We start from the raw sequence: 14249 nt of genomic DNA, 5'->3' as shown, positions 1-14249 counted from the left end.
GGCCCGGTGGGTCGCAACCGGTAGCGTTGGCGGCGGCGGTCACGAGGCCGCCGTCCCCAGCACCGGACGGAGCAGAGATGGCGGACCCGAACGCGCCGGGCGCGCCGACGCCGGGCGACCTCCGGCGTCGCGAGGCGGTCCTCGTGCCGGGCGCCCACGAGGCGCCCAGCACCCTCGAGGACGCGCTCGCGCGGCTCGGCCACCTCGACGCGCTGGCGACGCCGGCGCACGTGGAGGTGCTCGAGGCGGTGCACGAGGCGCTCGTGGCCGACCTGGCACGCTCGGAGGACTGAGGGTGCCGGAGAGCTCGGTGTCTCGCCTGGACGGCGAGCTGGTGCGACGCGGCCTCGCCCGCTCGCGCCGCCACGCGGCAGACCTCGTCGCGTCCGGGAGGGTGACGCGCGACGGCGTGCCGGTGACCAAGTCGTCGCTGGCCGTCGGGGCGGAGAGCGTGCTTGAGGTCGCAGCCGACCCGACCGACCCGGGATACGCGTCGCGGGCCGCGTTCAAGCTGGCCGGTGCGCTGGACGCGCTCGAGGCGCTGCGCGGTGGAGTCGCCGGGATCCCGGCGCCGCCGACGGTCGAGGGCGCCCGCTGTCTCGACCTCGGCGCCTCCACCGGCGGTTTCACCGACGTCCTGCTGCGCCGCGGTGCGCACGAGGTGGTCGCTGTCGACGTGGGGCACGACCAGATGGTCCCGGCGCTGCGCGCGGACCCGCGGGTCCGGGTGCACGAGGGGCTCAACGTGCGGGACATCGAGCCCGAGCACGTCGGCGCGGTGCCGGACCTCGTCGTGGGCGACCTGTCCTTCATCTCGCTCGCGATGGTGCTGCCGGCGGTCGCCGGCGTCGTCGGCCCCGGGACGGACCTCCTGCTCCTGGTCAAGCCGCAGTTCGAGGTCGGTCGCGACCGGCTCGGCAGCGGGGGCGTGGTCCGGGACCCGTCGCTGCACGCCGAGGTCGTCGCGTCGGTGGCCCGCCACGCCGTGCTCGCCGGGCTGCGACCGGTCGCGGTGGTCCCGAGCCCGTTGCCGGGACCGAGCGGGAACCGCGAGTACTTCTGGTGGTTCCGGGCAGGCGACCCGCGCGAGGTCGACGACACCGCGGTGGCCGAGGCCGCGACCGCCGCCGTCGCGTGGGACCCGGCCGCCGGAGCCGACGTCCCGCCCGTCGCGGTCGTGCCGCCCGCGCGCGGTCGCGAGACCGCGGGGACCACCCGCTCGACAGGAGGAGCACCGTGACCCGTCGTGTGCTGATCGTCACCCACGGCGGCCGCCCGGAGGCGGTCGTCGCGCTGCGTGAGGCGGTCACCGAGCTCGAGGCCGCTGGTTTCGCCGTCACGCTGCACGACGACGACCTCGCCGAGACCTTCGGCGACCACATGGCGCTGACCCGTGTCCGCGAGGGGGTGACCGAGTCCGAGGTCGTCATGGTGCTCGGCGGCGACGGCACGATCCTGCGGGCCGCCGAGCTCACGCACGGCACGGACGTCCCGATCCTCGGCGTCAACCTCGGGCACGTCGGCTTCCTCGCCGAGAGCGAGCGCGAGGACCTCCACGCCGCGGTCGCGCGGCTCGTCGCGGGCGACTACACCGTCGAGGAGCGCACCGTCGTCGAGGTGCGCGTGCACCTGCCGGGCGGAGGCGAGCCGCTCACGGGGTGGGCGCTCAACGAGGCGACGGTCGAGAAGGCCCAGCGGGAGCGGATGATCGAGGTCGCGATCGGCGTCGACGGCCGGCCGGTGTCCTCCTTCGGGTGCGACGGCGTCGTGACGGCGACCGCGACGGGCTCGACGGCCCACGCGTTCTCGGCGGGCGGCCCGGTGATGTGGCCCGAGGTCGACGCGGTCCTCGTGGTCCCGCTCGCCGCCCACGCGCTCTTCGCGCGCCCGCTCGTCGTGGGGCCGCGGTCGACGGTGACGGTCGACGTCCTCCCGCGCTCCGCGTCGCCGGGCGTCCTGACGTGCGACGGGCGCCGCCGCATCGACCTGCCCAACGGCGCACGCGTGGAGGTCCGGCGCAGCCCGACGCCGCTGCGGTTCGCGCGGCTCAGCACGGCGCCGTTCACGGACCGCCTCGTCTCGAAGTTCTCGCTGCCCGTGGTGGGCTGGCGCGAGCGCGCGGCGGACGTCGCCGCGACCGCGCCGGCCATCACTCCCGCCGTCGGGTCTGCGGCCGCCACGCCGGGCCGCGCGACCACGACGACCGACCCTGAGGAGGAGTGAGCGTGCTCGAGGAGATCGTCATCGAGAACCTCGGCGTCATCCGGTCGGCGCGCGTGCCGCTCGGACCGGGGCTGACCGTCATCACGGGCGAGACCGGCGCCGGCAAGACGATGGTGCTCACGGGGCTGGGGCTCCTCATGGGCGGCAAGGCCGACCCCGCGACGGTGCGGCCCGGTGCCGCGACCGCGGTGGTCGAGGGCCGGGTGCGGGTCACCGACCGTCCGGGCGTCGCGCGCCGGGTCGACGACGCGGGCGGCGAGGTGGACGACGACGGCACGGTCGTCGTGCTGCGCACCGTCGCCGCCGAGGGCCGCTCGCGCGCGCACCTCGGGGGGCGGAGCGTGCCGCAGGGCGTGCTCGCGGAGCTCGCGGACGACCTCGTCACGGTGCACGGGCAGTCTGACCAGCTCCGGCTGCGCACGGCGAGCAGGCAGCGCGAGGCGCTCGACGCGTTCGCGGGACCCGAGCACCGCGTCCTCCTCGAGCGGTACCGCGCCGCCTGGGCGGAGCGCAGCGCGCTCCAGGTGGAGATCGACGACCTCACGGCCCGGGCCGGCGAGCGGGCGCGCGAGGCCGAGCTCCTGCGGCTCGGGCTCGCCGAGGTGGAGCGGGTCGACCCGCAGCCGGGCGAGGACGTCGAGCTCACGGCGCTCGTCGCGCGCCTCGGCAACGTCGAGGAGCTCCGGGTGGCGGCGCAGCTGGCGCACGACGCGATCGCGGGCGACGACGCCGCCGAGCAGCAGGAGGACGCCGTCACGTCGGTCGACCGCGCCCGCCGTGCGCTCGAGTCCGTGGCGACCACCGACCCGGCCCTCGCCCGGTTCGTCGAGCGCCTCGCCGAGGTGGGGTACGTGCTCGCGGACGTCGCCACGGAGATCTCGGGATACGTCGAGGACCTCGCGGCCGACCCGTCGGGCCTCGAGACGTCGCACGCCCGGCTCGCGGAGCTCGGCACGCTGACGCGCAGCTACGGCCAGACCATCGACGACGTCCTCGCCTGGGCGAGCGACGCCGGGCTGCGCCTGCTGGACCTCGACGACGGGGGAGAGCGGCTGCGCGCCGCGACGGAGCGACGGGACGAGCTCGACGCGGAGCTCGCGCGCGTCGGCGGCGCCGTCACGGCGTCGCGCGAGCGTGCGGGAGCACAGCTCGCGGCGGCGGTGACCGACGAGCTGCGCGGTCTCGCGATGAGCGGCGCCAGCCTCGTCGTGGACGTCGCCGCGGCGGACGAGCCGGGCCCGTGGGGCGCCGACGCGGTGACGTTCTCCCTCGCCCCCCACCCGGGCGCACCGCCCCGGCCTCTCGGCAAGGGCGCGTCCGGCGGCGAGCTGTCGCGCGTCATGCTCGCGATCGAGGTCGCGCTCGCGACGTCGGCGGTCGCGGCCGACGGCACCGGGCCGTCGCTGCCGACGTTCGTGTTCGACGAGGTCGACGCGGGCGTCGGGGGCAAGGCCGCGGTCGAGGTCGGCCGGCGGCTCGCGGCGCTCGCGCGCCGGGCGCAGGTGGTCGTCGTGACGCACCTCGCCCAGGTCGCGGCGTTCGCGGACGACCAGCTCGTGGTGACCAAGTCGCTGCCCGACGGGACGAGCGACGAGGGCGCGGGCGAGGGCGGCGCGGCCGTGCCCGTCACGGTCACGGGCGTGCGGAAGGTCACGGGGGAGGACCGCGTGCGCGAGCTGGCGCGGATGCTGTCGGGACAGGAGGACTCCGACGCGGCGCTCCGGCACGCGCACGAGCTCCTCGAGTCGTCGGTCGTGGGACGATAGGGCACGATGAAGCTGACTCTGCGCAAGACCACCCTGCCGGAGGCCGGACCCGACACGTTGGGCCCGGCCAGGGTCGACGCACGGACGAAGGCGCTGACCAAGCGGCTGCACCCGGGCGACGTCGCGGTCATCGACCACGTCGACATCGACCGCGTCGCGGCGGACGCCCTCGTCGCGGCGAAGCCCTCGGCCGTCCTCAACGCGGCGCGCTCCGTGTCGGGGCGCTACCCGAACCTCGGGCCCGACATCCTCGTGGCGGCCGGGATCGTGCTCGTCGACGACCTGGGACCGGCCATCATGGCGATCCCCGACGGTCGCGAGGTGCGGCTCGACGGGAGCAAGATCCTCCTCGGGGACGACGTCGTCGCGGAGGGCGTCGTCCAGACCGAGGCGACGGTCGCGCGCAGCCTCGAGGAGGCGCGGGCCAACCTCTCGGTCGAGATCGAGTCGTTCGCCGAGAACACGATGGACTACCTGCGGCGCGAGCGCGACCTCCTGCTCGACGGCGTGGGCGTGCCCGACATCCGCACCGAGATCGACGGTCGCCAGGTGCTCATCGTGGTGCGCGGCTACCACTACCGCGAGGACCTCGCGACGCTGCGGCCGTACATCAAGGAGTACCGGCCCGTGCTCATCGGAGTCGACGGCGGTGCGGACGCGATCCTCGACGCCGGCTGGAAGCCCGACCTGATCGTGGGCGACATGGACTCGGTGTCCGACCGCGCGCTGAGCAGCGGTGCGGAGATCGTGGTCCACGCGTACCGGGACGGCAAGGCGCCGGGGCTCGAGCGCGTCAAGGAGCTCGGCGTCGACCCCGTCGTGTTCCCCGCCACGGGCACGAGCGAGGACATCGCGATGCTGCTGGCCGACGACAAGGGCGCCGAGGTCATCGTGGCCGTCGGCACGCACGCGACGCTCGTCGAGTTCCTCGACAAGGGCCGGGCGGGCATGGCCAGCACGTTCCTCACCCGGCTGCGGGTCGGCGGCAAGCTCGTCGACGCCAAGGGCGTCTCGCGCCTGTACCGGCACCGGATCTCCAACGTCCAGCTGACGCTCCTGTCGCTCGCCGGGCTGTTCGCCGTCGTCATGGCGCTGCTGTCCACGTCGGCCGGGCGGACGTTCTTCGGCATCCTGGGCGCACGGTTCGACGACCTGGCCTCCTGGATCGGCGCCCTCTTCGGCGGAGGCTGACCGCACGCCCGCGGCGCGGCCACCGGCGACCCGACGACGAGTCGTCCCGGTCGACGGCGGTACCCCGCCTGCCGCCGGCACGTCCGGACCGCACCCCTCACCTGACCACCCGCAGCACGCACCGAAGGACACCACCGCACAGTGATCGACTTCAGGTACCACATCGTCTCGCTGATCTCCGTCTTCCTCGCGCTGGCCGTGGGCATCATCCTCGGTGCGGGGCCGCTCCAGGGTGCGATCGGCGACCAGCTGACGGGCCAGGTCGAGCAGCTGCGCACCGAGCGCAACGAGCTGCGCGACGAGCTCGACCGGGCGAACGTCACGCTGGACGACGACGCGCGCTACATCGAGGCGGCCGGACCCCAGCTCGTCGCCGGGTCGCTCCAGGACCGTCGCGTGGCCGTCGTCGACCTGGACGGGTCCGACGGCGAGCGCGACGAGCAGATCGGCGCCCAGCTCGAGGCGGCCGGCGCGAGCATCGTCGCGCAGGTGCGCCTCACGGAGTCGTGGACGAGCGAGGACGAGGTGAGCGCGCGCGACACGGTGGCCGAGGGGCTCGCGGACAAGCTCGGCGACGTCCCGGAGGACGCCTCGACCGACCAGCGCCTCGCCCGGGCGCTCGCGCTCTCCCTGACGGGCGCCGCACCGCAGGACCCCGACGCTCGCAGCGACGAGGCCGTCGAGCTCGAGACGCTGCTCGAGCGCTTCGCCCTCGTGGACGTCGTCGAGGAGCAGGTCGCGCCGGCCGACGTCGTCCTCCTGCTCGCCGGGCCGGCGCCCGAGCAGTCGCCCGAGGCGGCCACGGACGACACCGAGGCCCCCGCACCGGACACCGCCGTGATCGACATCGAGGTCCAGGTGGCGGTCGCCGCCCAGGACGTCGCGCAGGCTGCCCTCGTCGCCGGGAGCACCGCGGTCCCCGGCGACCTCGTCTCGACGATCCGGGGATCCGAGGAGCTCGCGGCGACGCTCTCCACCGTCAGCGGGACCGAGGCCGAGCCGGGTCGCATCAACGTGCCGCTCGCGCTCGCGGCCCGGATCGCGGACCAGGTGGGCCAGTTCGGGTTCGAGGAGAGCGCGACGGCGGTCCTGCCGCCCGCGGTCGAGCTGCCGCCCGTGGACCGCACCCCGGAGGCCGGGACGAGCCCGGACGGCGCCCCGACGGACGCGGCCGGCGACGAGGGCGAGGGCTGACGTGCGGCGCGCCGGATCCCTGCTCCTGGCCGGGGTGGTCGCCGGAGCGGTCACGGCCGCCACGCGGCGCGCCCTGGACGCCCGGCCCCCGGGAGGACGCGACCGCTGGGCGAGGACGAACCACCGCGGCGAGCCGATCAGCATGCTCGAAGGGCCGGCGGTCGCCGCCGGCCTCGTCGCCGGAGCGCTCGTCACGGGCGCCGACGCGCGCACGCGGGGTGCGACCGCGCTCGCCGCGGCAGGCGGTGGCGCCTTCGGGCTCGTCGACGACCTCGCGGAGGACACGTCGACGCGGACCAAGGGGCTGCGCGGGCACCTGGGCGCGCTCGCGCACGGCAGGGTCACGACCGGCGGGCTCAAGGTGCTCGGCATCGGCGCGACGTCGCTCGTCGCGGCGGCCGTCGGCACCCGCCGCCGGGGCTCGGTTCTCGGCCACCTCGTCGACGTCGGCGTCAACGGCGCCCTCGTCGCGGGGACCGCGAACCTCGTCAACCTCCTCGACCTGCGGCCCGGCCGCGCGCTCAAGGCGTCGACCCTCGCCGCGCTGCCGTTCGCCGCGTCGGCGACCGGTGCGACCACCGGGGCCGTCCTGGGCGCGGGCGCCGCGGCCGCCCCGGCCGACCTCGGCGAGCGGGACATGCTCGGCGACTGCGGCGCGAACGCCCTGGGCGCGGTCCTCGGCAGCCAGGTCGCGTTCGCCGCGCCGCGGTCCGTGCGCTGGCTCGCGCTCGCGGGCGTCGTCGGGCTCACGCTCGCGAGCGAGAAGGTCAGCTTCTCCGCGGTCATCGAGGGCAACGACGTGCTGCGGCGCGTCGACACGTGGGGGCGGCGCGCCGCGTGAGCGGACGCCCCGGGCGCCTGCGCGCGGCGACCCAGACGCTCGCGGGCGCCGCCGTGATGATCACCGTCGTCACGATCGCGAGCCGCCTCGTGGGCTTCGCGCGGTCGCTGGTGCTGTCGTCCACGCTGGGCACGACCGGTGTCGGCACCGCCTACTCGTCGGCGAACATCCTGCCCAACGTCCTGTTCGAGGTGGCCGCGGGCGGCGCGCTCGCGGGGGCCGTCGTGCCGCTCCTCGCGGGACCGATCGCGCGTCGCTCGCAGGCGGACGTCTCGCGCATCGCGTCGGCGGTGCTGGGCTGGACGCTGCTCGTGCTCGTGCCGCTCGGCGCGCTGCTCGCGCTGCTCGCCGGGCCGATCGCCGCGGCGCTCATGTCGAGGTACCCCGAGCTGGTCGACGTCACGGCGACGTTCGTCCGCGTGTTCGCGCTCCAGGTCCCGCTCTACGGGATCGCCGTCGTGCTCGGCGGCGTCCTCCAGGCGCACAAGCGCTTCTTCTGGCAGGCGTTCTCCCCGCTGCTGTCCAGCCTCGCCGTCATCGCGGTCTACCTCGTGTTCGTCGGGCTCGCCGACGGGAACCAGGCGGACGTCGCCGCGCTCTCGGGCCAGGCGATCGCGTGGCTGGGCTGGGGGACGACCGTCGGGGTCGCGGTCCTCGCGATCCCGCTCGTCGGGCCCGTGCTGCGCACCGGGACCCGGCTGCGGCCGCGGCTGCGGTTCCCGCACGGCGAGGGCGTGCGGGCGCGCAACCTCGCTCTCGCGGGCGTCGGCGCGCTCGTGGCGCAGCAGCTCTCGGTGCTCGCCGCCATGGGCGCCGCGCTGCAGTTCGGACCGCAGTCGACGTTCCCGACGTACACGTTCGTGCAGCAGGTCTACCTCCTCCCGTACGCGGTGCTGGCCTTCCCGCTCGCGACGAGCGCCTTCCCGAGGCTCGCCGAGCACGTCGCCCACGCCCGCCAGGACCGGTTCCGCGGGCTGCTCGCGACGACGACGCGCGCACTGGTCGTCGTCTCGGGGCTCGGCGTCGCGGCGCTCGTCGCGGCGTCCGGGCCGGTCGAGGTGGTGTTCGCCGCCGTCGCGCGGACGACCGTCGAGGGCCTCGGGGCCGGGGTGGCGTGGATGGCCCCGGGCATCGTCGGCTACGCGCTGATCCTGCACCTGTCGCGCGCGCTCTACACGATCGACCGCCAACGGGCCGCGGTCGTCGCCACGGTCGCGGGGTGGGTCGTGGTGGCGGTCGCCGTCTTCGTCCTGCCGGCCGTGACGGGCGCGCGCGACGCCGCGGGCGTGCTGTCGATGCTCGGCCTCGCGACGACGCTCGGCATGACGGTCGCGGGCGCCGGGCTGCTCCTCGCCGTGCGGCGCTTCGCCGGGGTCGCGGCGGTCGCCGGCGTGCTGCGCACGCTCGTCGTCACGGGTGCCGGCTCGGCCGCGGGGGCCACGCTCGGCGCGCTGGTGTCCCGTGCGCTCCTGCCCGACGGCGCGGGCTGGCTCCCGGCCGTCGGCGTCGGGGTCCTCGCGGCGGTGCTCGCGGGCCTCGTCGTCCTGGGGCTGTCGCTCGTCGTCGACCGTCCCGCGCTGCTGGGCGTCGTCCGCCGTGGGGCGTCGGGGCCGTCGCGCACCGAGGACGGGACCGACGACCCGTCCTCGCCGGGAGGTGGGCGGGGCGCGGTGTGAGGCGCCCGACGTCGTGCCGACGCCGTGGTCCGCGTGCTGTCGCGCGGGCCGCTGTTAGGATGGAGTTCCGTGGCAGATCACCTGAACCGGCCCTCCTCCCGCCTCAACGCCTCGGGCGCTCGATCCGAGCACCGCACCGCGCACGTCTTCGTCACCGGCGGCGTCGCCTCCTCGCTCGGCAAGGGCCTGACCGCCTCGAGCCTCGGCCGTCTGCTCCGCTCGCGCGGCCTGCGGGTCACGATGCAGAAGCTGGACCCGTACCTCAACGTCGATCCCGGGACGATGAACCCGTTCCAGCACGGCGAGGTGTTCGTCACGGAGGACGGCGCCGAGACGGACCTGGACATCGGCCACTACGAGCGCTTCCTCGACGTCGACCTCGAGGCGTCCGCGAACGTCACCACCGGCCAGGTGTACTCGCAGGTCATCGCGCGCGAGCGTCGCGGCGAGTACCTCGGCGACACGGTCCAGGTGATCCCGCACATCACGGACGAGATCAAGTCCCGCATGCGCGCGCAGGCGGGCGAGGACGTCGACGTCATCATCACCGAGGTCGGCGGCACGGTCGGCGACATCGAGTCGCAGCCGTTCCTCGAGGCGGCGCGCCAGGTGCGCCACGAGCTCGGCCGCGACGACGTGTTCTTCCTCCACGTGTCCCTCGTGCCGTACATCGGCCCGTCGGGCGAGCTCAAGACGAAGCCGACGCAGCACTCCGTCGCGGCCCTGCGCTCGATCGGCATCCAGCCCGACGCGATCGTGCTGCGCGCCGACCGCGTCGTGCCCGAGCCCGTGAAGCGCAAGATCGCGCTCATGTGCGACGTCGACAACGAGGCCGTCGTCAACGCGGTCGACGCCCCGAGCATCTACGACATCCCGCGCGTGCTGCACTCCGAGGGCCTCGACGCGTACGTCGTGCGCCGCCTCGGCCTGCCGTTCCACGACGTCGAGTGGGACGGCTGGAGCCAGCTCCTGGAGCGCGTGCACGAGCCCGCCCACCGGGTCGAGGTCGCGCTCGTCGGCAAGTACATCGACCTGCCGGACGCGTACCTGTCCGTCACGGAGGCCCTGCGCGCGGGCGGGTTCGCCAACGACGCCAAGGTCACCATCCGCTGGGTCGCCTCGGACGAGTGCCAGACGCCGGCCGGGGCGGACGACGCCCTGCACGGCGTCGACGCCGTGCTCGTGCCGGGCGGGTTCGGCGTGCGCGGCATCGAGGGCAAGCTCGGCGCGCTGCGCTGGGCGCGCGAGAACAAGGTCCCCACGCTCGGGATCTGCCTCGGTCTGCAGTCGATGGTCATCGAGTACGCGCGCAACGTGCTCGGCATCGCCGACGCCTCCTCGACGGAGTTCCACCCGGAGACCTCCGACCCCGTCATCGCGACGATGGAGGAGCAGCTCGCGATCGTCGGCGGCGACGGCGACCTGGGCGGCACGATGCGTCTCGGCTCGTACGAGGCGGCGCTCGTCCCGGGCTCGGTCGTCGCGAAGACCTACGGCGCGGAGCGCGTCTCGGAGCGCCACCGCCACCGCTACGAGGTGAACAACGCCTACCGGGCTCGCCTCGAGGAGGCCGGGCTCGTCGTCTCGGGCGCGTCGCCCGACTCGTCGCTCGTGGAGTTCGTCGAGCTGCCCGCCGACGTGCACCCGTACTACGTGAGCACGCAGGCCCACCCCGAGTTCAAGTCGCGCCCGACGCGGGCGCACCCGCTGTTCGCCGGTCTGGTGGCGGCCGCGCTCGAGAACCAGGCGGACTGAGTGGCCACGGACCTGGGCGACGAGACGTCGCCGGTCGGCCTGCCCACCGACGGACCCGTCATGGACGCCCTCGCCCCGCGGCCGGTCTCCGAGACCTCCGTCGTGCACGCGGGCCGTGTGTTCGACCTGCGCTCCGACGTGGTCGAGCTCGGCGACGGACCCGTGACGCGCGAGTACCTCGACCACCCTGGAGCGGTGGCCGTCGTCGTCCTCGACGACGACGAGCGCGTCCTCCTGCTGCGCCAGTACCGGCACCCGGTGCGGCGCGAGCTGTGGGAGGTGCCCGCGGGCCTGCTCGACGTGGACGGCGAGGACGCGCAGCTCGCCGGCGCCCGGGAGCTCGCCGAGGAGGCGGACCTGCGGGCGGGCCGCTGGGACGTGCTCGTCGACTACTTCACGACCCCGGGCGGCTCCAACGAGGCGCTGCGCGTGTTCCTCGCGCGCGACCTGTCGCCCGTCCCGGAGGCCGAGCGGTTCGCCCGCGAGGCCGAGGAGTTGGACATGGAGCTGCGCTGGGTGCCGCTCGACGACGCCGTGGGTGCGGTGCTGCGCGGCGACGTGCACAACCCGTCCGCCGTCGTCGGCGTCCTGGCGGCCGCGGCGTCGCGGGCGGGCGGCTGGTCGTCGCTGCGCCCGGCGGACGCGCCCTGGCCGGAGCGCCGGGGCGGCTGAGCCGGTGGTCGTCCCGGACGCTCAGGCGCCCGGGACGACCGTCCCCGCCGGGACGGGCGCGAGCGCGCCCCGCGTCCTGGTCGTGAGGACCACGCGCGTGGTGCCGGCCACGAGCAGCGCCGAGCCCAGCATGTGCAGTCCGACCAGCAGCGCGGGCAGCCCCGTGAAGTACTGCACGTAGCCGATCGCGCCCTGGGCGAGCGTGATCGCGAGAAGGGTCCAGGCGGCCCGGCGGACCGCGGTCGGTGCCGTCCGGACCCGGACGAGGTAGACCACCAGGACCGCCACGAACGCCCACACGGACCACGCGTGCAGCTTGCTCATGAGCGCGGGGTCGACGGCGAGGCGGTAGCCGACCTCGGAGTCGCCGCTGTGGGGGCCGGCGCCGGTCGTGATCACCCCGAGCACCACGACGACGGCCGTGAGCCCCGCGAGGACCCGGCCCAGCGCGCGCGTGGTCGCGTCCACGGTCGGCACGGGCGGACCGTCGCCCTCCCCGGAGCGGTGCAGGAGCAGGAGCGAGACGGACACCAGCGCGGCCGAGACGACGAAGTGGAGCGAGACCCAGCCCGGGTGCAGGTGGAGCAGCACGATGACGCCGCCGATGACGGCCTGGGCTGCGACGCCCAGGAGCGGGACCGCGCCGAGCAGGCGGTACGACAGCGTGCGCGAGCGGTCCGTCCACACGAGCACGAGCGCGGCGACCGCGATGACGCTGAGCACGCCGGTGAGCGTGCGGTTCCCGAACTCGACGAACTGGTGGTACGTCGTCTCGGGGTGGAACTGGGCGGTGAACTGGCCGGGCTCGCACTGGGGCCAGGTCGAGCAGCCGAGCCCGGAGCCCGTGAGCCGGACCGCGCCGCCCGTGACGATGATGCCGATCTGCGCCACGAGGTTCGCGACGAGCACGGGCGTGGTCCAGCGTCGCCAGCGGGCGAGGCGGTCGGGGCGCTCCGTGCCCGGGACGGCGGTCGCGGCGGGGTGCGTGCTCACGGTCCCACGGTATCGGGACGGCCGGGCGGGCCTGGAACCGCGCGGGTGTGAGATGTGCCCGCGGGACGGGCCGAGGGGCGTCAGGTCCAGCGGAAGAGCTTGCCCGCACCCCAGCCGAGCGCGGCGGTCCACCCGAGCAGGACGACGACGGAGAACGGCGGCACCGAGCCGGTGAGGAGGGCACCCCGCATCGCCTCGCCGAGCGCGCCCGACGGCAGCAGCAGGGCGACGTGGGCGAGGGGACCAGGGAGCTGTTCCGCGGGCACGAGCACTCCGCCACCGACGGTGAGGAGCACGAGGACGAGGTTCGCGACCGCGAGCACGCCCTCCGCACGCAGCGTCCCGGCGAGGAGCATCGCGAGCGACGTGAACGCCGCGGTGCCCAGCAGGACGGCGAGCACCGCCGCCGGGACGCCCGCGAGCACGGGCTGCCAGCCGAGGGCCAGCGCGACGCCGGAGATGACGACCACCTGGACGACCTCGACCGCCAGCACGCCCAGCACCTTGCCCGCGAGCAGCCCGCCGCGGCCCAGGGGAGTGGTCGACATGAGGCGCAGCACGCCGTTGCGGCGGTCGAACGCCGTGGCGATGGCCTGGGAGGTGAAGGCCGTGGACATGACGGCGAGCGCGAGGACGCCGGGTGTCACGAAGTCGACGCGCGACGCGCCTCCCGTGTCCAGCTCCACGAACGACGTGAGGACGAGCCCGAGCAGGAGCATCACCGGCAGCACGACCGTCACGAGCAGCTGCTCGCCGTTGCGCAGGATCATGCGCGTCTCGAACGCGGTCTGCGCCGCGACGCGGCGCCACGCGGGCGCGGCGAGCGCGGAGACGTCCGGTCCCGGGCCCGCGGCCACCGGAGCGGGCGCCGACCGGCGCGTGGTCGACAGGTCCTCGGGCGTGGTCATCGCAGGTGCCGTCCCGTGAGGTCGAGGAACACGTCCTCGAGCGTGCGGCGGCCCACCGTGACGCGCGACGCGAGGACGCCGCGCTCCGCGAGCCACGTCGTGAGCGTCACGAGCGTCGCGGGGTCGGCAGGGCCCGTGAGGGTGTACGAGCCGGGCTGCGGCTCCGCGACGAGCCACGCGGCCCGGGCCGCGTCGTCGGACGGCGCCGCGGGGCCGGCCAGCGCGGCGTCCAGGCCCGCGAGGTCGAGACCGGGTGCCGCCTCGAAGCGCACCGTCCGGTCGGCCTCGCCGTCCGCGCCGGTCTCGAGGAGCGAGCGCGTCGCGCCTGCGGCGATGACGGCCCCGTGGTCGACGACGTAGACCCGGTCCGCGAGGTCCTCGGCCTCGTCCATGAGGTGCGTCGTGAGGACGATGGCCACGCCGTCGGCGCGCAGCTCGCGGACGAGCTCCCACACCGCGTGGCGGCTCTGGGGGTCCATGCCCGCGCTCGGCTCGTCGAGGAACACGACCTCGGGCCGCCCGACCACGGCAGCGGCGAGCGCGAGGCGCTGGCGCTGGCCGCCCGAGAGACGGCGCACGGTCGTCCGGGCGAAGCTCTCCAGGCCGAGGCGCTCCGTCAGCTCGCCGACGTCGCGGGGCCGCGCGTACATCGACGCGACGTGGCGCAGCATCTCGAGCGCGCGCACCCCGGTCGGCAGCCCGCCGTCCTGGAGCATCACGCCCACGCGCGGACGGAGGTCGCGCGCCTCGGCGACCGGGTCGAGGCCCAGGACGCGGACGCTGCCCGCGTCGGGCGAACGCAGCCCCTCGCAGCACTCGACGGTCGTCGTCTTCCCCGCACCGTTGGGTCCGAGCACCGCGGTGACCGCGCCTCGCTCCGCGGCGAGCGACACGCCGTCGACGACGGCACGACCGTCGTAGCGCTTCACGAGGTCGTGCACGAGCACGGCAGGGGCGGGCACTGGCCGATTGTAGGGGGACCCGGCCCGACCGCGACGCCCCGGGCACCCGCGCGCGGCGGGTGTCGTGT

The 14249-nt window shown here is 75.4% G+C and carries 13 protein-coding genes; 10 read left to right on the top strand and 3 right to left on the bottom strand.

What is annotated here, in order from left to right:
• The first annotated feature begins 77 nt into the window (after positions 1-77).
• The 10 genes from ACWPWV_RS17035 to ACWPWV_RS16990 all read left to right on the top strand — a co-directional run bounded on the left by ACWPWV_RS17035 (position 78) and on the right by ACWPWV_RS16990 (position 11318).
• Positions 78-293, top strand: a complete 216-nt coding sequence (locus tag ACWPWV_RS17035; protein WP_454044100.1) for a hypothetical protein — start codon at positions 78-80, stop codon at positions 291-293.
• A gap of 17 nt (positions 294-310) precedes the next feature.
• Entirely contained in the window at positions 311-1240 is a 930-nt protein-coding gene (locus ACWPWV_RS17030) for a TlyA family RNA methyltransferase (RefSeq protein WP_454044099.1), read from the top strand.
• The gene (locus ACWPWV_RS17025) at positions 1237-2223 is read left to right on the top strand and encodes an NAD kinase (RefSeq protein WP_454044098.1); all 987 of its coding nucleotides are present in this window, start codon (positions 1237-1239) and stop codon (positions 2221-2223) included. Before ACWPWV_RS17030 ends, ACWPWV_RS17025 begins: the two co-directional genes overlap by 4 nt.
• A gap of 2 nt (positions 2224-2225) precedes the next feature.
• Entirely contained in the window at positions 2226-3989 is a 1764-nt protein-coding gene (gene recN / locus ACWPWV_RS17020; RefSeq protein ID WP_454044097.1) for a DNA repair protein RecN, read from the top strand.
• Positions 3990-3995: 6 nt separating this feature from the next.
• Positions 3996-5180, top strand: a complete 1185-nt coding sequence (gene steA / locus ACWPWV_RS17015; protein WP_454044096.1) for a putative cytokinetic ring protein SteA — start codon at positions 3996-3998, stop codon at positions 5178-5180.
• Positions 5181-5321: 141 nt separating this feature from the next.
• Complete coding sequence (locus ACWPWV_RS17010; protein ID WP_454044095.1) at positions 5322-6374, top strand: copper transporter; 1053 nt, start codon at positions 5322-5324, stop codon at positions 6372-6374.
• Position 6375: 1 nt separating this feature from the next.
• The gene (locus ACWPWV_RS17005) at positions 6376-7215 is read left to right on the top strand and encodes a hypothetical protein (RefSeq protein ID WP_454044094.1); all 840 of its coding nucleotides are present in this window, start codon (positions 6376-6378) and stop codon (positions 7213-7215) included.
• Positions 7212-8891, top strand: coding sequence for a murein biosynthesis integral membrane protein MurJ (gene murJ, locus ACWPWV_RS17000; protein ID WP_454044093.1), 1680 nt, complete (start codon positions 7212-7214; stop codon positions 8889-8891). The genes ACWPWV_RS17005 and murJ overlap by 4 nt, the downstream gene beginning before the upstream one ends.
• A gap of 69 nt (positions 8892-8960) precedes the next feature.
• On the top strand, positions 8961-10646 hold the full coding sequence (locus ACWPWV_RS16995; RefSeq protein WP_454044092.1) for a CTP synthase: 1686 nt from the start codon (positions 8961-8963) through the stop codon (positions 10644-10646).
• Between the two features lie 60 nt (positions 10647-10706).
• On the top strand, positions 10707-11318 hold the full coding sequence (locus ACWPWV_RS16990; protein WP_454044576.1) for an NUDIX domain-containing protein: 612 nt from the start codon (positions 10707-10709) through the stop codon (positions 11316-11318).
• Between the two features lie 21 nt (positions 11319-11339).
• Here the strand turns inward: ACWPWV_RS16990 and ACWPWV_RS16985 are convergent, their stop codons facing one another.
• From ACWPWV_RS16985 to ACWPWV_RS16975, 3 genes are all read right to left on the bottom strand, one after another.
• Positions 11340-12311, bottom strand: coding sequence for a COX15/CtaA family protein (locus tag ACWPWV_RS16985; protein WP_454044091.1), 972 nt, complete (start codon positions 12309-12311; stop codon positions 11340-11342).
• Between the two features lie 80 nt (positions 12312-12391).
• A complete protein-coding gene (locus ACWPWV_RS16980) occupies positions 12392-13219 on the bottom strand; it encodes an ABC transporter permease (RefSeq protein ID WP_454044090.1) in 828 nt (275 codons plus the stop codon).
• Positions 13216-14181: an ATP-binding cassette domain-containing protein gene (locus tag ACWPWV_RS16975; protein WP_454044089.1), complete on the bottom strand. Its 966-nt coding sequence runs from the start codon at positions 14179-14181 to the stop codon at positions 13216-13218. The genes ACWPWV_RS16980 and ACWPWV_RS16975 overlap by 4 nt, the downstream gene beginning before the upstream one ends.
• Positions 14182-14249: the final 68 nt, after the last annotated feature.

The sequence above is a fragment of the Cellulosimicrobium sp. Marseille-Q8652 genome, assembly GCF_965112045.1.
The sequence above is the reverse complement of the archived record's forward strand: the minus strand, read 5'-3'. Positions and strand labels throughout refer to the sequence as shown.